At 72.1% G+C, this 22420-nt stretch carries 20 protein-coding genes and 1 pseudogene; 6 read left to right on the top strand and 15 right to left on the bottom strand.

Annotated elements, in window-relative coordinates; all coding sequences use genetic code 11:
• The first annotated feature begins 141 nt into the window (after window positions 1-141).
• On the top strand, window positions 142-405 hold the full coding sequence (locus ACFV9O_RS33270) for a hypothetical protein (protein ID WP_385424626.1): 264 nt from the start codon (window positions 142-144) through the stop codon (window positions 403-405).
• Between the two features lie 453 nt (window positions 406-858).
• On the opposite strand, the gene ACFV9O_RS33265 is transcribed toward ACFV9O_RS33270, so the two are convergent.
• The gene (locus ACFV9O_RS33265; RefSeq protein ID WP_127357022.1) at window positions 859-1299 is read right to left on the bottom strand and encodes a VOC family protein; all 441 of its coding nucleotides are present in this window, start codon (window positions 1297-1299) and stop codon (window positions 859-861) included.
• A gap of 532 nt (window positions 1300-1831) precedes the next feature.
• On the opposite strand from ACFV9O_RS33265, the pseudogene ACFV9O_RS33260 reads away from it, so the two are divergent.
• Window positions 1832-3742: pseudogene (locus ACFV9O_RS33260) on the top strand (TerD family protein).
• Between the two features lie 541 nt (window positions 3743-4283).
• Here the strand turns inward: ACFV9O_RS33260 and ACFV9O_RS33255 are convergent.
• The 10 genes from ACFV9O_RS33255 to ACFV9O_RS33210 all read right to left on the bottom strand — a co-directional run bounded on the left by ACFV9O_RS33255 (window position 4284) and on the right by ACFV9O_RS33210 (window position 13236).
• Entirely contained in the window at window positions 4284-5420 is a 1137-nt protein-coding gene (locus tag ACFV9O_RS33255; protein ID WP_385424623.1) for a phosphatidylserine/phosphatidylglycerophosphate/cardiolipin synthase family protein, read from the bottom strand.
• Between the two features lie 181 nt (window positions 5421-5601).
• A complete protein-coding gene (locus ACFV9O_RS33250; protein ID WP_385424620.1) occupies window positions 5602-5886 on the bottom strand; it encodes a hypothetical protein in 285 nt (94 codons plus the stop codon).
• A 120-nt stretch (window positions 5887-6006) separates the two neighbouring features.
• Complete coding sequence (locus tag ACFV9O_RS33245) at window positions 6007-6480, bottom strand: hypothetical protein (protein WP_385424617.1); 474 nt, start codon at window positions 6478-6480, stop codon at window positions 6007-6009.
• A 205-nt stretch (window positions 6481-6685) separates the two neighbouring features.
• Window positions 6686-7441 (bottom strand): hypothetical protein, encoded by a 756-nt coding sequence (locus ACFV9O_RS33240; protein ID WP_385424614.1) that lies wholly within the window; start codon window positions 7439-7441, stop codon window positions 6686-6688.
• Entirely contained in the window at window positions 7363-8085 is a 723-nt protein-coding gene (locus ACFV9O_RS33235; RefSeq protein WP_385424611.1) for a hypothetical protein, read from the bottom strand. Before ACFV9O_RS33235 ends, ACFV9O_RS33240 begins: the two co-directional genes overlap by 79 nt.
• A gap of 96 nt (window positions 8086-8181) precedes the next feature.
• Window positions 8182-8358 carry a hypothetical protein gene (locus ACFV9O_RS33230; protein ID WP_385424609.1) on the bottom strand — a complete coding sequence of 59 codons (177 nt, stop codon included), beginning with the start codon at window positions 8356-8358 and terminating at the stop codon, window positions 8182-8184.
• 96 nt (window positions 8359-8454) lie between these two features.
• A complete protein-coding gene (locus ACFV9O_RS33225) occupies window positions 8455-8808 on the bottom strand; it encodes a hypothetical protein (protein WP_385424606.1) in 354 nt (117 codons plus the stop codon).
• Window positions 8809-8910: 102 nt separating this feature from the next.
• On the bottom strand, window positions 8911-10398 hold the full coding sequence (locus ACFV9O_RS33220; RefSeq protein WP_385424603.1) for an amino acid permease: 1488 nt from the start codon (window positions 10396-10398) through the stop codon (window positions 8911-8913).
• 65 nt (window positions 10399-10463) lie between these two features.
• Window positions 10464-12617, bottom strand: a complete 2154-nt coding sequence (locus ACFV9O_RS33215; RefSeq protein WP_385424600.1) for a phage holin family protein — start codon at window positions 12615-12617, stop codon at window positions 10464-10466.
• Window positions 12618-12807: 190 nt separating this feature from the next.
• Entirely contained in the window at window positions 12808-13236 is a 429-nt protein-coding gene (locus tag ACFV9O_RS33210; RefSeq protein WP_385424597.1) for a hypothetical protein, read from the bottom strand.
• A 288-nt stretch (window positions 13237-13524) separates the two neighbouring features.
• Between ACFV9O_RS33210 and ACFV9O_RS33205 the strand changes: the two genes are divergently transcribed.
• Window positions 13525-14298: an MBL fold metallo-hydrolase gene (locus ACFV9O_RS33205; protein ID WP_385424595.1), complete on the top strand. Its 774-nt coding sequence runs from the start codon at window positions 13525-13527 to the stop codon at window positions 14296-14298.
• Complete coding sequence (locus ACFV9O_RS33200) at window positions 14295-14960, top strand: DedA family protein (RefSeq protein ID WP_385424593.1); 666 nt, start codon at window positions 14295-14297, stop codon at window positions 14958-14960. The genes ACFV9O_RS33205 and ACFV9O_RS33200 overlap by 4 nt, the downstream gene beginning before the upstream one ends.
• Here ACFV9O_RS33200 and ACFV9O_RS33195 read toward each other — a convergent pair.
• From ACFV9O_RS33195 to ACFV9O_RS33185, 3 genes are all read right to left on the bottom strand, one after another.
• Window positions 14948-16117 (bottom strand): MBL fold metallo-hydrolase, encoded by a 1170-nt coding sequence (locus ACFV9O_RS33195; protein ID WP_385424591.1) that lies wholly within the window; start codon window positions 16115-16117, stop codon window positions 14948-14950. The genes ACFV9O_RS33200 and ACFV9O_RS33195 overlap by 13 nt on opposite strands.
• An 884-nt stretch (window positions 16118-17001) precedes the next feature.
• Window positions 17002-18222: an aminotransferase class I/II-fold pyridoxal phosphate-dependent enzyme gene (locus ACFV9O_RS33190; RefSeq protein WP_385424589.1), complete on the bottom strand. Its 1221-nt coding sequence runs from the start codon at window positions 18220-18222 to the stop codon at window positions 17002-17004.
• A gap of 234 nt (window positions 18223-18456) precedes the next feature.
• On the bottom strand, window positions 18457-19029 hold the full coding sequence (locus tag ACFV9O_RS33185; protein WP_385424586.1) for a TIGR03086 family metal-binding protein: 573 nt from the start codon (window positions 19027-19029) through the stop codon (window positions 18457-18459).
• A 299-nt stretch (window positions 19030-19328) separates the two neighbouring features.
• Here ACFV9O_RS33185 and ACFV9O_RS33180 point away from each other — a divergent pair, with 299 nt between their 5' ends.
• Window positions 19329-20861, top strand: a complete 1533-nt coding sequence (locus tag ACFV9O_RS33180; RefSeq protein ID WP_385424646.1) for a bifunctional phosphatase PAP2/diacylglycerol kinase family protein — start codon at window positions 19329-19331, stop codon at window positions 20859-20861.
• Window positions 20862-20941: 80 nt separating this feature from the next.
• Window positions 20942-21817 carry a methyltransferase domain-containing protein gene (locus tag ACFV9O_RS33175; RefSeq protein WP_385424583.1) on the top strand — a complete coding sequence of 292 codons (876 nt, stop codon included), beginning with the start codon at window positions 20942-20944 and terminating at the stop codon, window positions 21815-21817.
• On the opposite strand, the gene ACFV9O_RS33170 is transcribed toward ACFV9O_RS33175, so the two are convergent.
• Window positions 21783-22307: a barstar family protein gene (locus ACFV9O_RS33170; protein WP_385424579.1), complete on the bottom strand. Its 525-nt coding sequence runs from the start codon at window positions 22305-22307 to the stop codon at window positions 21783-21785. The two genes, ACFV9O_RS33175 and ACFV9O_RS33170, sit on opposite strands and share 35 nt — an antisense overlap.
• Window positions 22308-22420: the final 113 nt, after the last annotated feature.

The raw sequence follows: 22420 nt of genomic DNA, 5'->3' as shown, positions 1-22420 counted from the left end.
GCCGCAGGTCAGCGATCTCCCAGTTCATCGGACATCCGCATACGGGGACTTCCAAACTGGGGCTTCATGACCCGGTGCGCCAGCCCTTGCCTGAGCCATTGACGGTTGCCATTCCTTCTCAACGGATGGCGATACTCCCTCATGAGCAGATTTGCCGAAGTCATCGTGCTGGCCAGCGACGAAGCAGAGACCATGGAGCCGCTGACACGCCCAGACGACAGTCGAGAGTGGTCAGGATGTTTCACCGATATCGGGCAGGGCATGTTCGGCGGCTGGGCCATTGAGTTCGTGAGGCGGTCCAGATGGATCGGATTGCTTGAACACCTTGAGTCGTTGCCCTGGAAATCACCCCACTCGGTACAAGTGCTCGTTCACGATGAGGAGGACGAGTGCTTCGGCCTATGAATGATCCACGACGGCCGACTGGTGGAGGTACCTCTGCCGCGCACCCGCCGGGCGTTCTGGCCGAACTCCTTCACAGGTGAGGTTGATCCGGACTCCCCCGGAATCCTCATTCGCACAGACGGACCCGGCGGCTGGCCTGAGGGGGCTAAGCGTGACATGGCGGGGCTGCCCGTGGCTGGTCGACCTCTGGTCGCTGTACAGCAGCGCCGTACCGCAACCCCCGCAACCGCCCCCGTAGATGCTCCCCGTGCCACAACCGCGCCAGATGGAGCGGGGAGCCACGGGGAACTGCGGTCGCCGACGGTGCTCCGCGCCCGTGTCCGTCGATGTCCGCGTGCCGCAGGTCAGACCACAAGTCGCCCCACCTCGCTCCTAGAGCGGGTGTCGCAGGTTCGAATCCTGCCTGGGGCACAAGGGGAAGACCCCGCACCGATCATGGTGCGAGGCTCCTTCTCAGCGCAGTTGCTCGGCCAGGCCGACGATGATGCCCTCCGGGCCGCGGATGTAGCAGAGCAGATAGCTGTCCTCGAACCGGGCGATCTCGCCGACGAGTTCGGCGCCGTGAGGGCGCAGGCGGGCAACGGTGTCCTCGATGTCGTCGACGGCGAACATGACGCGGTGCGTGCCCAGAATGTTGTGCGGCCGGTTGCGCGGCCCGGCGCTGATCACCGCGGGGCTGCGGTACTTCGCCAGCTCGAGCCGGCTGTGACCGTCCGGGGTCCGGACCATCGCGATGTCACAGCGGACGCCGTCGAGTCCGGTGCACTGGTCGGCGAAGAGGCCCTCGACCTCCGCCCTGCCCTCCAACTCCATACCGAGTTCCACGAAGAACGCGATGGCGGCATCCATGTCCTCGACGACGATGCCGACGTTGTCCATCCGCTGAATCGCCATGCTGGTTTCCCCTTCTTCCTCGTGCGGCCGGTAGTGACCGCTGATGTCCCTGGGACGGAGCCGGTGGCACGTTCTCGACATCCCCAGACCGCCGAACTCCGAAAAATCTGGATCGCGCCTCAGGTGAGATTCATCCGGATGTACCAACCCACCGCCAGCACGATGAGAATGGCTCCCACGAAGGCACACACCGTGGTTGCTGCGCTGTGCGAGGTATAGATCAGAGCAAGCATGCTCAGCCAGATACCCGGCAGGAGCGGCCGCAGCCAGTGGACGTTGGCGCCCCCTGTCGAATTTTGCCGGTCAGGGGCAGGTCTGCGAGCCCGGCGGAGTGGCTGCACGGGGCGGAGGCCCCCCCTCGTGACATCGGTGGGAGTCCGGCCGGAGGGTGTTCTTCCCGAGAACTTCCCGAAGTTTCGGTGCGGTCTCTCTGGGGTCGGCGCGAGACGACCACCTCGCCACGACAGTCCAGATGAGAACAGATCGTCATGCAGGTTGAAGGAGGGCCGCATATCGCATCATCCTTGCCGCCATGAGTCTCGTCTCCACCTCCTTGGACGTGCCCTCCATGGGCGACTACACCTACGACTGGGCCCTGGTCGATGTCGAGACCTCGGGGCTCATCGCTCGGCGAGACCGCGTACTGTCCGTAGCAGTGATCACGATCGGTCCCGACGGCGAGTAGACCGGGGAGTTCTCGACGCTGCTCAATCCGGGGTGCGATCCGGGGCCGGTGGAGGTGCACGGGCTGACCGTCGAGCGACTGCATGGGGCGCCGACCTTCGACCAGGTCGCCGGGCGGATCGGAGCAATGCTCCAGGACCGGGTCCTGGTCGCCCACAACGCCCAGTTCGACTACGACTTCCTAGCATACGAGTTCGCCCGTGCGCGGATGTGGCTGCCGGTGTCGCAGCGGCTGTGCACACTGGCGCTGAATCGCCAGGTGGATCCGCCGACGGACGACATGAAGCTCGGCACCCTCGCCGCCCATTACGGCGTCCCCCAGCAGCGTGCTCACGATGCGCTGGACGACCCCCGTGTGCTGGCCGGGATCCTGTGGGCATCACTGCGCGAGGCAGCGCGGCTCGATCTGCCCCTACCACTGGTGACCTGCCCGCCCCGGGCAGAGTCCCAGTTCACGCCGAAGCCGCCGAAGACTCCCTGCGCGTACCGCAATCCCGGACGGCTGGCTCCCGGCGGACTTCTCCAGCAGGGAATGAAGGTCGCGATCACCGGTGAGACCGCCCATGCCCGAGCGGAGCTGGTCGGGCGGGCGGTTGCCACTGGGCTGAACATGATGACCTCCGTAAGCCGGCACACCAGCCTGCTGGTCACCAATGAACCGGCGTCCGATTCAGCGAAGGCCCGACGCGCGCTCGCCGAAGGCGTGCCAGTCATCGACGAGCACACCTTCCTACGGCTGTTGGCCGACGTACGGCCGGGGACAGCGCATGAGGCGACGGCCGTCGCTGTCGTCCCGGTGGCTGAGCCGGAAGCAGAACCAGTCGTCGGACCCGTGGAGCCGGTGTCGACCACAACCTCTGCCGCACCCGTTCCGGAAGCAGCAGCCCTCCCTGCGGCCGCCCCCGACGTGTCAGTACCAGCTCCGCGCCAACCGGAGCCCTCCGTCGGCACCATGGACAAGCCTCTGGCGGGGTGCCGCGTGCTGGTGCTCGGTGGTGCCCATGCCGATGCCGCGGCGACTCGTACCCGCATCGTCGGGCTGGGCGGGTCCGCGGCGGTCAACCTGTCCGCCAGCGTCACCGACGTCGTGCTCCTGCCGGGAGGCGAGGGTGACCGGCGCATGAGCCGCATCACCGCCCTCGGGCTCCCCGTGCACGACCTTCACTGGCTCACCGCCCCGACCGCCGCTTCCCCGGCCGAGGCGGCTCTCCGGCTTCAGCAGCCGCACGTAATGCCGAGAGGCGGGGTCATCGACCTGCCCATGCCGCACGGCAGACCCGCGCCGGAGTGGTACGTCACCGCCGGCTGGGCCCCGCAGTCCGGCTACGAAATCGACGTCGTCGCCTTCCTCCTCGACGAGGACGAACAGGTCACCTTCGACGGGGACTTCATCTTCTACGGAGCTCCAGAGAGCCCGGCCGGGACTGTGCGGCTGCTGACCGGCGGCCCGGCCGAGCAGACCATCGCCCTCGACCTGGCCTCCCTGCCGCCCGCGACGTGCAAGGTCGTCGTCGCTGCGGCCATCGACGGCGCCGCCACCTTCGGGACGGTCGGTGCGATCCAGATCGGCGCGGCTCCAGGCAGCAGCGGGGCCCCTCTTGCCCGGGCCACCCTGGATGCCGCCACCACAGAGCGCACCATGCTGCTCGCGGAGATCTACCGCAGGGGTCCGGTCTGGCGCCTACGCGCCGTCGGCCAGGGCTACGACCACGGCCTCGATGTCCTGGTACGCGGATACGGGGTCAACCTCGCCGACTGAACGACGGTGCCGGAGGCAGAGGTCTGCGCGTCCCCTGGGTCTGGGTCAAGCCCGGTGACGTGGTGCTGCCCGACAATGTGCTGCTCGAGGCCGGAGCCGGCGAGACCCTTCGCCGGCGTCTGCCGCACGAAGGGTCGGCGGCGGTCTGTGGACCATACGCGGACAGGAAGAAGCAGGTCGACGCTATGGGATCCTCGGATCTGCGAGAACGCCACAAAGGCAGCCGCCCTCCGGAGCCGTGTCCCTTCTGGCGCTCTGCTCCACGTCCGGGGAGCCAAACTGGGAGCCAACCGAGGCGCACCAGGCGGCTTCCCCTGGACGACCACGGACGCCGATGCCCCAAACCCCCGTGGTCAGACGCTCGCGCTCCGCAGCGTTCCTGAGCCCACTCTTACCGCTGGGGTAATGGCGGTGTCCGGGGCCGACGGGGCCACCGTGCAAGTCACGGGGACCCGGTGCAGCGCCGCCGGCCCGTGCCCGCTCGGCCGAAGGTGACCAACGCGAGGGGCGGACCCGGCTGGGCCCGCCCCTAGGAGCCAGGTCAGCCGGTCAGGGTGGCCATGGCGCGCATGGCGAGGAAGTTGCCTCGGTAGGCGTCATGGGTCGCGGCGCCCTCGACGCGCAGGAGGGCCTCGTCGTTCTCCCTCAGGGAGGAGACATCGAGGTTGTGGGATCCGGTGAAGGTCCACTTGGTGTCAGGGTGCCCGGCGTAATTGCCCTCGACCAGAAGGTACTTGGAGTGGACGAAGAGGTCGTCCCCCTCGCTCGTGGGCGTGCCGTTGTCGAGATGGAGCTTGTACGGCTTGATCCGTGCATGGTTGCCGAGGGCCGTCAGCTCGTCGGTCTCGTTGTAGATGACTTCGACCCAGCAGTCCTGATCGGCCAGTTCCCTCAGCTTGGTGGCCACCTCCGCGCGGTAGAAGGCGTACGCCGCGACGCGGATGACCGTCTTGTGGGAGGCGGACCCGACCGTCGTGTTACCCGTGCACGAGACGTTGTTCAGCACGTCGACGATGAGGTCGCCGCTGCTCTGCGGGAAGAAGTAGTACTTCTCGGCCCCGGCGGTGGCTCCCTGACGGAAGTAGTCCGCATTGCGGTTCTCGGCGGCGAGGTCGTTGAAGTACCCCGTGTACGCCGTGTAGAGCTCGGTGTTGCCCACCGACGTGTAGGCGTTGTTCCAGAACCGGGAGGTGTTGGCCGGGGTCTGGTTGGCGGATGTCTGGATCACCACGTCCTCGGCGACTCCCGGGTCACCCACCCGGGAGAAGAGGAAGAACTTGTTGTGGTTGATGTGGTTCTTGTCGGCGTTGAACGTCGCGTCGGCGATGCACGCCCGGTCCGCGGGACAGATGTGCACCCAGGACGCCTTGGTCATGTCCGTACCGAGGGCGGACGTGAGCTGTGTCGCGGCCGCGGAGGTGGAGTAGGAGTGGTCCAGGACGACACGCACCTGAACCCCGCGCTGGTGAGCCCGTCCGAGCGCGTCGCCGTACCCGGCGTCGGTCAGGGCGTACATGGCGGCGCGCAGCGTACGGCCGCTCTGGGTGTCGTCGATCGCCTTGATGATGTGGTTCTTGACCGCATCCTGTTCAGCGGGGGTGCCGAGGGGGTCGTTGAAGACGGCGCCCGTGGTGAGCACGGGCGCCGTGTCCGCCGCCGACGCGGCGGGGAGCGGCACGAGTAGCGCAGCCAGAAGGGACCCTGTGAACACAGCCGTCGCCCATATACGTCTGATGTCTCTCACTCCTCGAACTGATCGTTTCCTGCTGTGAGCAGGTGCACGATAGTCCGTACCGATGACCGCGCCGCCGCCAGGCCCGGATGGCACGCGCCCGCCCTCGAACTGGTGATTCCCCAGCTCACCGTCCAGCTCCGTTGTCCGCGGAGCCCGAGTAGTGCTCACCATCGTCGCCGATCAAGTGCGCCGACAGCTCCGCCGCGAGGTCGGCCAGGGCTGCCCTGTCCACGTCAGGTGCGTGCGCACCGGACAGAGTTACCTGTCCATCAACCCAATGGAGACAGACCGTGCCGCCGCCCGGACCGATCCAGGTGAACAGCGGCTGTCGGCCCACGCCGGCCAGGTCCAGGTACCCCTCTTCCTCGAGCACCAGGCTGGTCCGCGCGAACTCGAGCCACTCGCTCATCGGAACGGGATGCTCTTCACTGTCCACCCAGTGAGGAGCTCGCGTGATGTGGAGTTCGTATCCCATGCCCGGGATCATTCACCGGGACACTGACAGACACCCGCGCCCGGGGGCCTCGTCTCAGCTTCCGAGGTGCCTCTGTGGCGGGCCGCCGTCCACCTGGCGGCGCGCTCGCCCGGACACCGCACGCCGCTTCGCCAGGAGCACCAGGCCGACGAGGACTGCCAGGCATCCCGAGAGGCCGGCCAGCAGCGCTATGGAGACCTCCCCGTCCGGATCACCCACGCCACTGGGCGCTGGAGTGGTGTCGAGCCAGCTCCCCACCGCCCACGCCTGGGTCACCACCAGAACCCCGAAGGCCACGAGCAGTACGCCCAGGGGAAGACCGCCACGACGGGCCGGCCTCCCTCTCCGCGCAAACGCCCGGATGCCCCCTGCGACCAGGGAAACCGGGACCGTGAGGAACTGGCCCAACAACAACCCCGTCAACACGGCGAGACGCAAGTGATCGAGGCCCTCGCCCCGGGTCTCGAAGATCGGGACTCCTGCGCTCCCTGCCAGAAGGCCGATCGCCAGCGCGCGGATCAATGTCATGCCGGACAGGATGCCGGAGGAGCCGCCGCCTCGCTTGAACAGGATTCCGAACCTGTGAAGCGCAAACCCGAGAGCAGCGCCGCTGCAACGGAGGCGGCGTCCCTCGGTTCTCGGTGTGGTGACACACGCTTGAGGTGTGCCAGATCGGCCTGCACTCTGCGGTTGTTGAGCCCTGCCCGTTCCCGCGGTTGTTCAGGCGCTGACTTCACGGCTGCTCTTGCGGGACTCCGGCGCGTTCCAGGAGGCCGAGCATGTCGGCAACGGGGAGTGCGGGGTTGGCTGCCGCGGAGTACGCCGTGCCGGGCTCGGCCAGGAGCTCCCGTATACGCGGTACGGGGAGCCTGGGGTCGCGGGCCGCGGCTGCGCGGACCTCGTTCTCGGGGTCGTGGCTGAGGCGGTCCACGAGCTCTGCCGTGGCGTCGGGGTCGCGCAGGGCCAGGGCGCGTGCTCTGGGGTCGGGGGCGTCCGCGAAGCGGGGCGCGAGGCCGGTGGTCGGGAACGCGGGACGGGTGACGAGCATGCCCACCGCGCGGTGGGTGCCGTGGAGGTAGAGGTCGAGGAGCAGCTCCGCAGGTGGCTCCGGGTGGTATTCGGCCAGCAGCAGGCGTACCGCGAAGTCCTCGTCCCCGGCGAGGAGTTCGACCATGTCGGCGGGCAGTCCCGGGCACACGGCCGCGCTGCGGCGCAGCCACACGTGCGCGGAGGTGGCACACCGGCGGAGTACGTCGGGGACCTCGCGGGCCTCCCAAACCCAGTCGAGGGTGCCCAGTCTGTCCTCCGGCCCCACGGTCCAGTCGATGGCTGCGCGTTGCTCCTCGGGGAGTTCGGGTCGTGCCGACACATGGAGGCGCACCTTCGGGTCGGCGTCGGTGGCGAGTCGCTTCACGAGGCCGGCGGGCAGCGTCGGGTTCCCGGCGAGGGCGGCTGGCCAGTACTCGGCGCGCATGATGTGCTCGGCCACCTCGGCGCTGATCGAGGCCCGCGCCACGATCTCGGGGAACCATATGCGCTGCGGGCGAGTTCGTCCGCAGCCTCCACGGTCAACTCGGCGCCGTCCTGGCATGCCTGGACCTGTGCGGCGTTCCGGACCTCGGGGTCGTGGTCCTCCAGCAGGGCCCGGCGCACGGTCGGGGGAAGCCTGTCCCAGACGCGGCAGGACGCCCTGCGGAGGACGGGGTCGTCATGCCCTGCCAGGCCCACCAGGACGTGGGGCGCGACCGTGGGTGAGAAGGCCGTCTCGTGGCGCACCAGTTCGCGGGGATGGGTGAGCAGACGTTCGTAGGCGTGGTCGGGCAGCGGCGGGATCGCCTCCCGGTAGGGGGTGGCTCCGACTGCGAGGGCCAGGGCCGCCCTCGGGCTGGGGTCGTCGAGAAGCCGGGCGCGCACCTCCGGCGGTGCGGTCCAGCTCTCGGCGAGGCTCAGGCGGACCCTGTCCTCCGGGTGGGCCAGGAGGGCGTCGAAGACGTCGTCCGGCAGGTTCCCGCGCCGGGGAAGGATGAAGCGGATCGAGTCGTCGTCCCAGCGCAGCAGGCGCAGCAGGACGGAGGAAGGTGCCGCCGGGTTGACCGCGAGGCCGTTCAGGGCGCGGTCGATGAGTGAACTCACAGGCGCACGATAGTTCGAGCGGACGGTCGGCGGACCGCCGCCCGCCGCACCCGCCGGGGCGAGCCGAAGCGGGTGCGGTGCGGTCCGGCTCGTGGGTCAGCGGGGCAACCGGGTCCTGTCGCCCTCGGAGTCGCGGTGGTGCGCGTCGCCGCGCTTCGGATCAGGTTCCGGCGCGGCGGCCTGGGACGACTCGTGCGCCTCTGGCGTGGGTCCCGTACGGGCGGCCTCGGCCCGGATCATGGCGTTCAGGGCGGTGAATGGGTCGATGGGCATGGCAGTGGTCCTTACGCGTGATGAGGGGTGAGGGGCGTCGTGAACGGGGGCCGCACGGCACGTACGTACCGGCCGGCCGCCCCGTACGGGGCTCCCTCAGCAGCGCAGGACCACGGACCTCGTCGGATGCAGTGCGGGCGGCGGCGTCACGGGTGCGGCCGCGCCGCGGTGGTCCGGGCGAGGCAGGCCCACGGGGGCCTGCCGGTCACGGGCCTGCGCGCCGCGGCGTTCCGCACGGCGGGTCGCGGCGGGCTGTTCGGTCTCAGCGGTTTCCTGCTGGCCCTCGCCCGCCGGGTCGGCCGGCGCGGAGGAGGCCGGGGGCAGGTCGTCCGTGCCCTGCAGCGGTGCGGCCGCGGCGCCCGCGCCCGCCTGCGTACCCCAATGGGCGATGAGGGCGAGCAGAACGACGAGCACGGCACGAACGACTGCACAGCGCGCGGAACGGTTCACGGGGGCGCACCTCCTGCACATGCCACATGTGCCCGCGAACCGGCCCCGACTCGCCCGCCTCGGGCCGGGATCCGCTCTCCCGGCCTACACCCGCTGCACCCGTCAGGCGGAATCCGCCGCCCGGGTGGCCGCCCCCTGGTTGCCCTGATTGCGCTGCCGGCGCGCCGACATCCACGCGTACACCAGCACGCCGGCGAAGAGGAACAGCACCCCCTGGTAGACCGCCGCGTAGCCGGAACCCGCGACCAGCCACACCGAGAAGCCTGCGGCGACCGCCGCCAGCGCCGCGTCGCGCACGAGCCGGGCGCGGCTGACGCGGTGCGACTGCCCCGAGGCCAGGTAGTGGATCTGGGCGGCCGTGGACAGGAGGTACGGCACCGTCGCCGTGAAGGTGGTGACGAGGACCAGGATCTCGAACACGCCGTCCGAGCCGGCCGTGTAGTTGTAGACCGTCAGCAGCGAGGCCAGGACGACGGTCACGATCACGCCCACCGTCGGCACCCCGCGCCGCTTGCGCGCGAAGACCGCGGGGAACAGCCCGTCCTGGGCGGCCGCGTAGGGCGTCTGGGCGCTCAGCAGCGTCCACCCGTTCAGCGCGCCGACCATCGAGACGAGGGCCATGCAGGCCACGGCCGTACCGCCCCAGGCACCGCCGAACATCGCGTTGACGGCATCGGAGAACGGCGCCGTGGACGAGACGAGCCTGTCGTGGGCGACGGTGCCGAACACCGCGAGCGTGCCCAGCAGATAGAGCACGGCGGCCCCGGCCGTACCGAGGATCGTGGCGCGCCCGACGTTGCGCTGCGGGTCGCGGACCTCGCCCGCGCTCACGGCGGCCGACTCCACGCCCAGATAGCTGAAGAGCAGGATCGCCGCGGAGGCGGAGAGCGCCCCGACCGTCCCGCTGCCGCTCGCCTCGAACGGGCCCAGGTTGTCCGCGTCGAAGAAGAAGAGCCCACCGACGGCGACGAGCAGCAGGGGCACGAACTTCATGACGGTCGCCACGAGCTGGACCGCACCGACGTACCGCGTACCGGCGAGATTCGCGAGGGCGGGCAGCCACTGCAGGAGCAGGGCCGCCCCGATCGTCGCCGGCTTGGAGTCATGGAGCGGTACGAGCACGTCGAGGTAGCCGACCGCGGCCACGGCCAGCGCGGCGTTCGACACCCAGGCGGTGATCCAGTACGACCAGGCCGCGAGGAAGCCGGCGAAGTCGCCGAACGCCTCGCGGGCGTAGACGTAGGGCCCGCCCGTGCGGGGATGGCGCTCGGCGAGCCGGCCGAAGACGAGGGCGAGGGCGATCGCGCCGACGGTGAGGACGGCGAAGGCGACGAGGCTGATCGAGCCGAAAGGGGCGACGGAGGCGGGGAGCAGGAAGATCCCGCCACCGATGATGTTGCCCATGACCAGTGCGGTGGCGACGGGGAGTCCGAAGCGCCGGGTGTGCCTGCTCGGCGTGCGCTCGCCCTGCGCGTGCGCGCCCTCCGCGCGCTCGCCACGCTTCTGCTCGCCCCGCGTGCGCTTCTGTTCTTTGCTCTGTTCCCCGGAAACGGTTGCGATCGTGTCCATGGAGGGAACGGTGGTGGTCATGAGGGTGGTGCGCCTTTCTCCGTGCAAACCCGACCATCGTCGGGGACGCTGAAGGCTGCGCCAAATTACTCGCTTTTGTCCTGTCCCGCCCCGCCGGTGACCGGAAATGCTTCTTCCTCGCGACCCGCCCGCCGGGGATCCTCCACGCTGCCGAGCGGCACCTGCGGGCCGTGCGCGTCGCCCAGGGACTCGCCCAGCCAGCGCCGCAGCACCTCGTGCACCTGCTCCGCGCCCGCCGGCTCCCCCTGGTCGGCGACCGGCTCCGAGAACTCACGCGGCGACAGCAGGAACGGATGCGACTGCTCGCCGCCGAGCCCGCCGTGCGAGCCGATCTGCTCCTCGAAGGCGTGCACCCGGCCGCTGCCGGGGTCGTACATCGAGTTGACCATGATGTCCGCGACGTGCGGGAAGGAATCGGTGCGCCGGACGGCGTCCGCCGCCCCCGGCCCGAACGCGGCCAGTGGCCCCGAGCCGTCGAGCGTGTCCACCGGGAGCTCCGCCCCGTCCCTCCCGAGCACGACGGAGCCGTGCCGCTCGCTGCGCACCAGCAGGAAGCCGATGCCCGGATGGTTGGCGAGGGTGCGCAGCAGGGCCGGGTGGTGGCGGTCGATCTGCTCCCGGCTGAGCCGCCCCGGCAGGCCGGGGAAGGAGATCAGGCCCAGGTTGCCGGAGGCGAGGACGACCGGGTCGGAGCTGCCCGTCGGCCGTTCCACGGCCTCCTCGTCCTCGTTCCCGTCGCCGAGCGGCCGGTGCAGGGCGCTGCGCAGTGCGTCACGGGCGGCGTCACGGGCCTCCGCACCGCTTCTGGTGCGCCCGGCGCGGCGCGACACCGGCAGCCCGCAGCCGGCCCGCACCAGGTCCTTCAGCGTCAGCCCGTACGCGCCCTCGAAGGTCTCCCCGGGGCTCTGACCGTGGTCGGAGAGCAGCACGATCCGGTACCTGCGGGGCGCGTGCTCGGCGACCGTGGCGATCAGCGCGACGGCGCGGTCGATCCGCGCCAGGACCTTCGCCGCGTCGTGGCTGTGCGGTCCCGAGTGGTGGGCGACCTCGTCGTAGGCGACGAGGTCCGCGTACACGGCCGTGCGCCCGGCGAGCATGTCCCCGATCACCGCGGCGACCACCACGTCCCGTTCGACGACCGTCGCGAAGGCCCGGATGAAGGGGTAGAGGCCGCCGCGGCCGACGCGCGGCTCGTCGCCGCGCAGTCGGGAGCGGATCGACTGGCCGATCTCGCGGAAGACCTCCGCGACGAAGGAGACGGCGGTGCGGACGGCGTTTGCGGGGTCGGAGAAGTACGCGAAGTAGCCGGCCCGGGAGCGGTTGGCACGGCCTCGCCGCGCGGCCACCGACAGCACGAGGGCGAGTTGGTCGGCGCCGCCGCTGAACAGGTTTCCGCGGCTCGCCCCGTCGACGCTGAGCAGTCCGGCGTCGCGCGTGCGGGCGACGGCCCGGCGCTGGAGTTCGGCGGCCGCGGCCGGCCGGTTGCTGACCATGATCCGGCCGGTGTCCTTCTCGTACCAGCGGAATCCGGGGACGTCGTGGTTCGAGCCGTGCAGGATGCCGAGCTGGCTGGCGCCCGTCTGGCTCGACCAGTCGGTGCGCCAGCGGGTGAGCAGGTGGGACGTGTCGAGCCAGCGGGCCACGGTCGGCATCAGCCCGTCCTCGAGCGCCTGTACGAGCACGGCGTGCCCGACCCCGTCGAGCTGCAGGAACACCGTGCCGGGCGGAGCACTGCCCGCGATACGTTCCCCGCGTCTGCGGCGGCGCCGGTCGGCGAGGCGGGAGAGACGGCGGCGGTAGGCGTTGTCGTCGCGGACGGCAAGCGCGGTGGAGGTGGCGGAGGCGACCGCCGACATCACGGCGGCGACCACCACCGCGGTCTCCGGGTCGGCGGCGCCGCGCCCGTCGGGGATCAGCCACAGGGCGAACAGCAGCAGCGAGCCGTTGAGGAAGAACACCAGCAGCCCGAGTACGAGGGCCGGGACGAGCAGGAGCGCGCGGACCAGGACGGGCCACACGAGCGCGCTGAGCAGACCGAACGCGCCGGCGCTCCACGCCGCGGTGATCGCCGTCCGGGTGACGCTGTCCCCGTCGGCGGACTGGAGCTCGAAGTCGGGCAGGAGCCCGGCGAGCGCCAGCATCGTGAGCGTCGACACCGCCCACACCACGATCACTCGCAACAGGGCGCCGCCGGCCGTCCGCCATTGCCGCTCGCCCACGCCCGGTCACTGCCTCTCGCCAGCACGATTCGCTCGGTGTCCAGCGTGACACAAAGCCGGGCACGGTCCGCTTTTCACCCTCGCCCGCGGGCAGGGGCGAGGCCCGGCACAGCGGGCGTCACATCGGGTCTGCGGCCGGTCGTGTCCGGTCCGTGTCCGTCGTACCCGCGTCAGCGCCCGCCGCATCCGGTCAGCAGCCGTCGTACCCGGCCGTAGGCATCGAGAGCCGGCGGTGCACGCTCGCCTTCATCGGCGCGTTGTAGGAGGGCTCGTCGAGACCCGCGGTCTCGAGCCGTACGCCGCGCCGCTCGCATTCGGCGGAGAACTCCGGCACGGAGGTGAGCGCGCGGGCGAGCACCCGCTCGTTGGGGGCGACGAAGAGATCGACGTGGCCCGCGTCGACGTCCGCCCAGAGCCCGCGGTGATCGGGACGGAGCCGGTAGAACAGCAGTTCCTGGGTGACCACGTAGCCCTTGTCCGCGGCCCAGCGTGCGCACATGGCGTGCTGGGTGCGGGTGTCGACCAGGAAGGGATCGCTGTCGAGTTCCTCGAGCGGGGTCAGACTGGCGATCGCCGCCACTCGTACGTCGCTTCGCGCATCGCTTCGTACGTCGCCCATGGACCGTCCCCCTGCGTCGGCTGTCGTCGCCGACCCTACTCCGAGTACGGCCGCGCGATACAGGCGCGCATAGGGGGCGGACCGGAGGACCGTGCGGCCGCGCAACGCCTACTCTCGTACACGGGTCGCGGTCACGGTCACGGTGTCACGCGGGATCGTGGATGGGTCACACGTCACTGGTCACACGGGAACGTGCACGGGTGACGGGTGACGGGTGACTGGTCACGGGTGACTGGTCACGGGTCACGGGATCGTGCACAGGTCTCGTAGGGAGCGAGGAGGCGGTGCGTGCCGGTGGAGGTCACCTGGTGGGGTCACGCCACCTGTACGGTCGAGGACTCCGGTGTCCGGGTGCTCACCGACCCGCTCTTCGTCGGCAGGCTGGCGCATCTGCGGCGCCGCCGGGGTGAACTGCCGCCGCCGGAGGCCGCAGTCGCCGAGGCCGTCGTCGTGTCGCACCTGCACTCCGACCATCTTCATCTGCCGTCGCTGTCCCGGCTCGCGCCCGGCACCCGGCTGATCGTGCCGCGCGGCGCGCAGCGCGCGGTGCCGGGGCTCAGAAGGCTGCACGGGCTCCGGATCACCGAGGTGGCGCCGGGTGACGAGGTGGCGGTGGACGGTCTGTGCGTACGAGCCGTTCCCGCACTGCACGACGGACGACGGCTGCCGGTGGGGCCGCATCGCTCGCCGGCCCTCGGCTATGTGATCCGCGGTGCGGTGCGCACGTACTTCGCCGGGGACACCGGGCTCTTCGACGGCATGGCGGAAGCGGTCGGCCCGGTGGACGTGGCGCTGCTGCCCGTGGGCGGCTGGGGGCCGTTCCTGGGGCACAAGCACCTGAACCCGGACCGTGCGGCGCGTGCCCTCGCCGCGCTGGCGCCCCACTCGGCCGTGCCGGTGCACTACGGCACGTACTGGCCGATCGGGATGGACGCGATCCGGCCGCACGAGTTCCACTCGCCCGGGGACGAGTTCGCGCGGAAGGCGGCGCGACTGGCGCCGAAGGTGGCGGTGCACCGGCTGGGGCACGGCGAGAGCGTCCGGCCGGAGGTCGCCCCATGACGCTCCAGGACGTCGTGGGGCAGGTGCCGCCGGAGTCCACGCAGCAGGCCGTCGGCTATCCGACGCTGTTCCTGCTGGTGGCGCTGGGTGCGCTGGTGCCGGTGGTGCCGACGGGGGCGCTGGTGAGTTCGGCGGCGGTGGTGGCGTTCCATCAGACGGCGCCGTTCGCGCTGCTGTTCGTCTTCCTGGTGGCGGCGCTCGCGGCGTTCGTCGGGGACATCACGCTGTACTGGCTGGGGCGGCGAGGGGTCGGCTCGAAGAACGGTTCGCGGTGGCTGGGCGCCCTGCGGGACCGGGCGACCCCGGACCGGCTCGCGCAGGCCCAGCGCAAGCTCGACGAGCACGGGGCGCAGGTGCTCGTGCTGTCGCGGCTGGTGCCGGCCGGGCGTATCCCGGTGATGCTGGCGTGCCTACTGGCCCGGATGCCGACAGCGCGGTTCGCGCGGGGCGATGTGCCGGCGTGCCTGGCGTGGGCGGCGACGTACGGGCTCATCGGGATCCTCGGCGGCTCCCTGTTCCCGGAGCCCTGGCAGGGAGTCGTGGCAGCGGTGGCGCTGACGGTGCTGATCAGCGCCGGACCCGCGGTGTGGCGCAGGCTGCGGGGACCGGGACGGCGGGGGTCGGGGCCGGGACCGGACTCGTCGGACGGTCAGCGGGCCTGAGGCCCGGGGCCGGAGGGGCGCGAGCCGCCGCTCGCTGACTCGGTCGGAGGCGAGCAGGCGTGCGGCAGGGCTCGCTCGGTCGGGGGCAGTACGCGTGAGCCGCCGACCGGGAGATCCCAGAGCCTCTCGCGCGCGAGACCGGTGTGCTCCCAGGCCGCCAGCAGCCGGGTGAGCGGCTCCAGGACGGGCTCGGCGGAGAGCACGAACGTCGCCCAGTGCATCGGTGCCATGTTCCGGGCCCCGAGGTCCTGGAAGGCCTGCACGGCCTCCTCCGGGTCGGTGTGCACGGTGCTGAGCCACCAGCGGGGCGCGTACGCCCCGATCGGCAGCAGGGCCAGCTCGATGCCCTGGTGGCGCCTGCCGATCTCCTTGAACCAGTGGCCGTATCCGGTGTCGCCCGCGAAGTAGATCCTGCGGCCCTGCTGGTCGGTGAGGACCCAGCCGCCCCAGAGGGATTGGCAGGTGTCGGCGAGGGTGCGCTTGGACCAGTGATGCGCCGGTACGAAGTCGAACCGCACCCTTCCCCCACCGGGCGCGGGCAGTTCGGCGGCCTCCCACCAGTCGAGCTCGGTGACCCGGGTGAACCGGCGGCGCCGGAACCAGCGTCCGAGTCCGGCGGGGACAAACACCGGGGTGCGTCTGGGGAGACGGGCGACGGTGGGGGCGTCGAGGTGGTCGTAGTGGTTGTGGCTGATGACCACGGCGTCGACGGGCGGCAGGTCCTCCCAGCGGACGCCGACCGGGGTGAGGCGGGCCGGGGTACCGAGGATCCTGCGCGACCACACGGGATCGGTGAGCACGGTCAGCCCTCCGATCGCGACCACCCAACTGGCGTGCCCGGCCCAGGTGACGGCGAGGGTCCCCGGCTCCGCGGCGGGCAGCGGCCCGGGCGCGAACGGCAACTGCGGAATGTCCGTCAGCCCCGCCGAGGCGGGCCGCAGCGCCCCCTCCCTGGCCAGCCTGGCCATGGCCCGCACCCCGGGCAGCGGTGACGTGAGCCTGTCGGCGAACGAACGCGGCCAGCGCCGGACGACACCGACCGGCCGGAGCCCGCCGGCGGGGCGGCTTCCGGCCGTGCGTCCGACGAGGTCGGTTTCGCTGAGGGCCCGCGCCGGACGCGCGGCCTCGGACGTGCCGACAGGCCCCGCCGGGTTCACGGCGTCGGTTGTGCCAGCGGCTCGCGCCGGACCGGAGGACCCGGTTACGGGACAGGCCCCCGCCGGGTCCGCGGACTCGGTCGTGGATCGGGCCTGCGCCGCGCCCACGACCTCGAATGCGTCGACAGCCTCCTCCGGGACGGTGGACCCCGTTGCGGGAAGGGCTCCCGCCGGGCTCATGGCCCCCGCGGCTGGAAGGCCCCCCGCCGGGCGCGCGGCCTCGGACGTGCCGACAGGCCCCGCCGGGCTCGCGACGCCGGTCACGCCGTCGGCTCCCGCCGGGCTCGTGAACCCGGCTGCGGTCACGGAACCCGCCGGACCGGTGAACCCGGCTGCGGTCACGGAACCCGCAGGACCGGTGAACCCGGCTGCGGTCACGGAACCCGCAGGACCGGTGAACCCGGCTGCGGTCACGGAACCCGCAGGACCGGTGGACCCGGGTGCGGTCACGGAACCCGCAGGACCGGTGGACCCGGGTGCGGGACTGGCCCCCGCCGGACCGGTGGGGCCCCTCATGGGCCCCGTCGCACCGGCGGTACCCGCCGGGTTGCCTCCCCCGGTCGGCGTCGGACGCGTCGAAGGGGCAGCTCCCGCGGTGGTGACAGCGGGCTCGGGCCGTGTGGCGGGGGTCGGGTGGTCGGCTCCGGACGGGGGTGCGGCTTCATCCGTACGTGCAGAGGGCTGCGGGGCGGGCGTGCCGGAGCGCAGCTCGGGTGGGTCTGCCGGGCGGCTGTCGCCGGGGGCGGGCGCCGTTCCGGTCGGCGTGGGGCGGGCGGCGTACGGCCGGTCCGTCGCGGAGGGGCGGGTGAGGGGCGGGGGCTCCGGGTGGTCCGTCATCTGCGGCTCCGTTCAACGCGGGGTGCGGTTCGCGGTTCGCGGGTGGGTCAGCGGAGTTCGTCGAAGGCCGATCCGAAGGAGGTCAATGCCCGGGCCACATGGTGCAGTTCCAGTGGCCGTTCAGCGGCGAGCGCCTCCAGGCGCTCCGCCGGGTTCGTGCCGAGCAGCGGGCCCGTGCCCAGGCGTACGCGGAGGGCGCCGAGTTCGTCGCCGAAGCGGTGGCCGCCGGGCGACAGGGTGCCGAGGCGGGCGCTGAGGTAGTCCTCCAGTTCCATGGAGTCGGTTACGCCGCGCGCGGCCAGCCGCGCCCGCAGCGGGCCCAGGTCGGCGTACAGATGGCGGCCCGCCTGCGGGGGGCGGGCGAGGGCGCCCGCGGTGAGGACCGCGCGATGGGCCGCCGCCGCCACCTGCGCATGGAGCGCGGCCGCGCGGGCAGCCCGCGTGGTGACCGGCTCGGGCTCGCCGAGGGCGTGCGCGGCGGCGACGGCGACCGGGCCCGCGACGAACGCCCCGAGCGCGGTGAGGATGTCGAGCACCCTGGCCCGCCGGCCCGCCGCGCGCTCCGTGGCCGGGAAGCGGGCGACCGCCACCGGCCACGCGGGCGGGGCGAGCGCGCCCGCCAGGTCGCAGATGACGGTCACGTCGTCCGGGCACATCTCGGCGGGGCTGAGCAGCACCCGCTCGTGGGGCCGGTGCAGCGTGTCCCGCCAGGTCTCGTCGCTGACGATGTGCATCCCTTCGTCGACGGCGGCCTCGCAGGCCTCACGTACCAGCTCCGGAGGCGCGACCGTGGCGGTGGGATCGTCGGCGACGGAAAGCAGCAGCAGGTGCGGCGAACCGCCCTCCGCCCGCACCCTGCGCACGGTCTCCAGCAGGGCGTACGGGTCCGGCACTCCACCGCACTCCGCGGGCGTGGGCACGTGGTACGCGGGCCGCCCGAGGAGCCGCGCCTGCGGCGTCCACCAGGCGGGGCACGGCCGGGGCATGAGGACGTCGCCGCCGTGCGCGGCCAGCAGGGCGAGCAGCAGCGGCTGGGCGCCCGGCGCGGCAGCGACGTCGTCGGCGCGGCTGCGCAGCCCGCGGCGCCACCAGTAGCCGGCGGCCGCCTCCCGCAGGATCGGTCCTCCGCCGGGAGGCTCGGGGGTCGATGTGCGCCCGGCCGCGGCCGCGAGCACGTCGGCGAGCTCGGGCAGGACGGGCAGACCGGGTTCGGGTGCGGGCGGGCCGTAACGAACCGGACCGTGGTCTTCCGGATCCGTCCGCTCCATGGGCCCACCTCCCGTGCTCGCGCCCGGGAACCCTGCCCGGTCCACGTGCCCTTTATACGGAGGTTCGGCCCGGTCCGCCGCTCCTGTCAGCCCATTCCCGTGATTCGCGTACTCCCAGTGATCCGTGTGATCCGTGTGATCCGTGTGATCCGCGTGATGTGATCCTTGTGATCCGCATCATCCGCGTGACCCGCGTGACCCGCGTGACCCGCGAGACCCGCGTGGTCCGTACGTTCACGGGTTGCGCCCCAGCAGGCAGAGCAGCTGCGTCTGCACGTCCGCTCCCTCCGGAGGCTTCACGGCCGGTGCGAACAGCCCGCTCTTCGCAAGGCCCGCGGCGTACGGCGCGACCTCACGTTCCGTGAAGGCGACGAGCGCGCCGGGAAGCGTCTCGTCCGCGCCGATGGCCCGTGAGAGGTCCCAGGCGTGCACGGTGGCGTCGGCCACCATCTGGGCGCAGTAGGCGACCACCGTGCTCTCGCCGTACGACAGCTCCACCGTCCGGTCGAGTGCGCCCGGCTCGTTGAAGGCCGCCTTCGCGGCGGAGGCGGCGCGGTCCCAGGTGACGGCGGGGTGCTCGCCGAGTACGTCGCCGTCGAAGGCGTCGCCGACGTCGGCCATGGTCCGGCCCTCGCTGACCAGGGGCGGCACCCAGAGCTGCTCCGCGGCCAGATGGTTCACCAGGTCCCGGACGGACCATTCGGTGCAGGGTGTCGGGGCATCCCACTGGTCGGGCCGCACGGCGTGCACCCGGTCGGTGAAGAGCGCGAGCGCCTCCGCGTGCCGGTCCAGAAGGCGATTGTCCATGGGGACCACTCTGCGCCTGCCCGGCGGGCGCCGCGAACGGTCCACGGCGGGGACCGGGAGGGCCCGGGACGGCCCAGGACGGCCCGGGACACAGCGGAAGCGCCGGGCAACCGGGTCGGCCCTTCGGGGAACTTCGCCGTACGTCCGGCTTGGGCCGCGGACTCTCGGGGTACCCGCGTTCCATGTCCGCCTCAGCCCCGAAAGCCGCCCACACGCCCGCCCACACCGCCGCCCACCTCGCCACCCTCACGGCCGGCGCGCCGGGCACCTCGAAGCGCATCCGGAAACCCGCCCTCCTGATGCGGGCGGCACACTGGGACCGGCGCCTCTTCCACGCGGTGGCGACCCGGCACTGGCCCGGCGCCGATCCGTTCCTGCCCCGGCTCAGCCATGCGGCCAACCACGGTCTCCTCTGGTTCGGCACGGCGGCCGGCATCGCGGCCCTCGGGGGCAGCCCCAGGGCCCGCCGGGCCGCGATGCGCGGCGTCGCGTCGCTGGCACTCGCCTCCGCGACGATCAACACCGTGGGCAAACGGTCGGTGCGCCGCGCCCGGCCGGTGCTCGACGCCGTGCCGCTGATGCGGCAGCTGAAACGGCAGCCGTTCACCACGTCCTTCCCGTCCGGGCACTCGGCATCCGCCGCGGCCTTCGCGACCGGGGTGGCGATGGAGTCGAAGGCATGGGGCGCGGTGGTCGCGCCGGTCGCACTCGCGGTCGCGCTGTCGCGCGTGTACACGGGTGCGCACTATCCGAGCGATGTACTGGCGGGCGCGGCGCTCGGCGTCGGCGCGGCGTTCGCGGTGCGCGCGCTGGTGCCGACCCGTGAGCGGCTGCCGCTGCCGGGCCGGACGCACGCCGAAGCCCCGGCCCTGCCGGGTGGCAAGGACCTGGTGGTCGTCGTCAACCGCTCGGCCGGTGCGACGACCGTCCTGCCGGGAGGTGCGGAGACGGGCGCCGCGCTCGTACGGGACGCCCTGCCGCTCGCCCACGTCGTGGAGTGCGCGCCGGACGAGATCGACGCCGCGCTGGAGCAGGCCGCCGACGGCTGCAGGGCGCTCGGGATCATGGGCGGGGACGGCACGGTCAACCGGGCGGCGAGCGTCGCCGCCCGGCGCGGGCTGCCGCTCGCCGTGTTCCCGGGCGGCACGCTGAACCACTTCGCGCACGACCTCGGCGTGGAGACGGTGCACGACACCTGCCGGGCACTGGCGTCGGGGGACGCCGTACGGGTCGACCTCTGCCGGTTCACGCCAGGTCCGGAGGGCGCGTCCGAAGGGCACTTCATCAACACGTTCAGTCTCGGCGTGTATCCGGAACTCGTCCGGATCCGCGAGCGCTGGGCTCCCCGCATCGGCAGCTGGCCCGCCGGAGTTCTGGCGGCGCTGCGGACGCTGCGCGGGGACCATCCGCTGGAGGCGGAATTCCACGGTGCCCGGCGCCCGTTGTGGCTGCTTTTCGCGGGCAACTGTCTCTACCAGCGCATCGGCCCCGCGCCCGGCCGGCGGCGGAGTCTGGCGGACGGTCTGCTCGATGTGCGCGTGGTGCACGGCGGCAGCGGCCCGGGGCTCCGGCTGCTCCTGGCGGCGCTCGCGGGGCCATTGAGCCGCTCCCCCTTCCACGCGGCGGTGCGGCTGCGGCAGCTGCGGATCTCCGGCCTGGCGCCGGGCACGCCGTTCGCGTACGACGGTGAAGTGAGCGAGGCCGCGGGCGAGTTGGTCCTGGAGAAGAAGCCTGAGGCGCTCGTCGTGTACCGGCCGGTGTCCTCGGATGCGACCTCCGCCGCGGTCCCGCCGGTCGTCGTGGGGCTGACACCTACGCCGATGTCCACATAGCAAAACACAGGTCTCATCATTCGGGCCGGGCGCGTACCGTGGCCGTACTGCTTCAGGTGAGGGAGAGAGGGAGTACGGCCATGCCGAAGGACACCGCTGTCTACACCCACGGGCACCATGAGTCGGTGCTGCGCTCGCACCGCTGGCGGACCGCCGCCAACTCCGCGGCCTACCTCGTCCCCGAACTGCGCCCCGGCATGGCCCTGCTCGACGTCGGCTGCGGACCCGGCACGATCACCGCCGATCTGGCCGCGCTCGTCGCACCGGGTGCGGTCACGGCGGTGGACGCCGCCGCGTCCGTCCTCGACGACGCCCGTGAGGCGGTGACGGAGCGGGGGCTGGACAACGTCCGCTTCGCGGTCGCCGATGTCCACGCCCTGGACTTCCCGGACGACTCCTTCGACGTCGTGCACGCCCACCAGGTGCTGCAGCACGTCGGCGATCCGGTGCAGGCGCTGCGCGAGATGCGGCGGGTCTGCCGCCCCGGCGGCGTCGTCGCCGTCCGCGACAGCGACTACGGTGCCTTCACCTGGTACCCGGAAGTCCCGGCCCTGGACAGCTGGCTGGAGCTCTACCACCGCGTCGCCCGCGCGGGCGGCGGCGAACCCGACGCCGGCCGCCGGCTGTACTCCTGGGCGCGCCGGGCGGGCTTCACCGACATCGCGGCGACCACCACGGCCTGGTGCTTCACCACCCCGGAGGAGCGCGCCTGGTGGAGCGGGCTCTGGGCGGACCGCACGACGGCATCGTCCTACGCGGAACTGGCGGTCGCCGGCGGCCATGCGAGCGCCGCTGAACTGGCGGCGATCGCCGACGGCTGGCGGCAGTGGGGCGCGGAGGACGACGCCTGGTTCATGGTCCCGCACGGCGAGCTGCTCTGCCGCGTCCAGACCTCCCTGACCACTGGTGCGGCGGTGCCGTTCAACGCGGAGGCGCCGACCCGTGGAAGGGAGTGACCGGATATGCACCGGGCCAGTCCTCACCGGTGAGGGTGGCGGTCAGCCGGCCGTCCGCGCGGGCCACGCCCACGTCCGGCCCCCTCACCACCGCTTCCGCAAAGGCCTCGGGCCGGGTGCGGTCCAGCAGGAAGACGAAGTGGAGGGCGAACGACGACCAGGTGCCGTGGGGGACGCCATCGGTGTCGAGCTGAAGGTTCGCCCTCCACGCGGCCTGGCAGAGCACGGAGACGAACAGTCCCAGGTGGTTCGCCCCGAGCAGTTCGTCGGCATGGGCGATCAGGACGGCGACATCCTGGTCGCCCTGTCCAGGGCCGTGCCAGTCGTGCAGGCAGTCCACGAGCGCGTCCCAGTTGTGGCCGAAGTAACCGGGAAAGGACAGCTCCCGGGCAAAGGCGCGGAACAGGGAGGCCGGTTCGAGCAACTCCCGCCCGTCCAGGCGGAGGACGAGCCCGCCCTGCGTCCGGAGTGCCCTCGTTTCGGCAGTCACCCACGGATCGTTGCCAGAGGTCAACTTCTCGGCCGTAAACGACCGAGCCTGTTGACTCGGTCGTCTACACCTTGTCGCGCTCCCGGCTGCCCCCTACGACGGGACGGCCACGG

This window comes from Streptomyces sp. NPDC059909 (assembly GCF_042730885.1).
In the GTDB taxonomy this organism is placed as follows: Bacteria; Actinomycetota; Actinomycetes; order Streptomycetales; family Streptomycetaceae; genus Streptomyces.
This window is presented reverse-complemented; position numbering and strand designations above follow the sequence as displayed.

Bases quoted from the DNA above. Each gene is read 5' to 3' on its own strand.
- ACFV9O_RS33210 (WP_385424597.1), bottom strand. From the start codon at position 13,236: ATGGGCGACGTACGAAGCGATGCGCGAAGCGACGTACGAGTGGCGGCG.
- ACFV9O_RS33270 (WP_385424626.1), top strand. From the start codon at position 142: ATGAGCAGATTTGCCGAAGTCATCGTGCTGGCCAGCGACGAAGCAGAG.
- ACFV9O_RS33185 (WP_385424586.1), bottom strand. From the start codon at position 19,029: ATGGACAATCGCCTTCTGGACCGGCACGCGGAGGCGCTCGCGCTCTTC.
- ACFV9O_RS33230 (WP_385424609.1), bottom strand. From the start codon at position 8,358: ATGCCCATCGACCCATTCACCGCCCTGAACGCCATGATCCGGGCCGAG.
- ACFV9O_RS33245 (WP_385424617.1), bottom strand. From the start codon at position 6,480: ATGACATTGATCCGCGCGCTGGCGATCGGCCTTCTGGCAGGGAGCGCA.
- ACFV9O_RS33250 (WP_385424620.1), bottom strand. From the start codon at position 5,886: ATGAGCGAGTGGCTCGAGTTCGCGCGGACCAGCCTGGTGCTCGAGGAA.
- ACFV9O_RS33265 (WP_127357022.1), bottom strand. From the start codon at position 1,299: ATGGCGATTCAGCGGATGGACAACGTCGGCATCGTCGTCGAGGACATG.
- ACFV9O_RS33190 (WP_385424589.1), bottom strand. From the start codon at position 18,222: ATGGAGCGGACGGATCCGGAAGACCACGGTCCGGTTCGTTACGGCCCG.
- ACFV9O_RS33200 (WP_385424593.1), top strand. From the start codon at position 14,295: ATGACGCTCCAGGACGTCGTGGGGCAGGTGCCGCCGGAGTCCACGCAG.
- ACFV9O_RS33220 (WP_385424603.1), bottom strand. From the start codon at position 10,398: ATGACCACCACCGTTCCCTCCATGGACACGATCGCAACCGTTTCCGGG.
- ACFV9O_RS33180 (WP_385424646.1), top strand. From the start codon at position 19,329: ATGCGGGCGGCACACTGGGACCGGCGCCTCTTCCACGCGGTGGCGACC.
- ACFV9O_RS33175 (WP_385424583.1), top strand. From the start codon at position 20,942: ATGCCGAAGGACACCGCTGTCTACACCCACGGGCACCATGAGTCGGTG.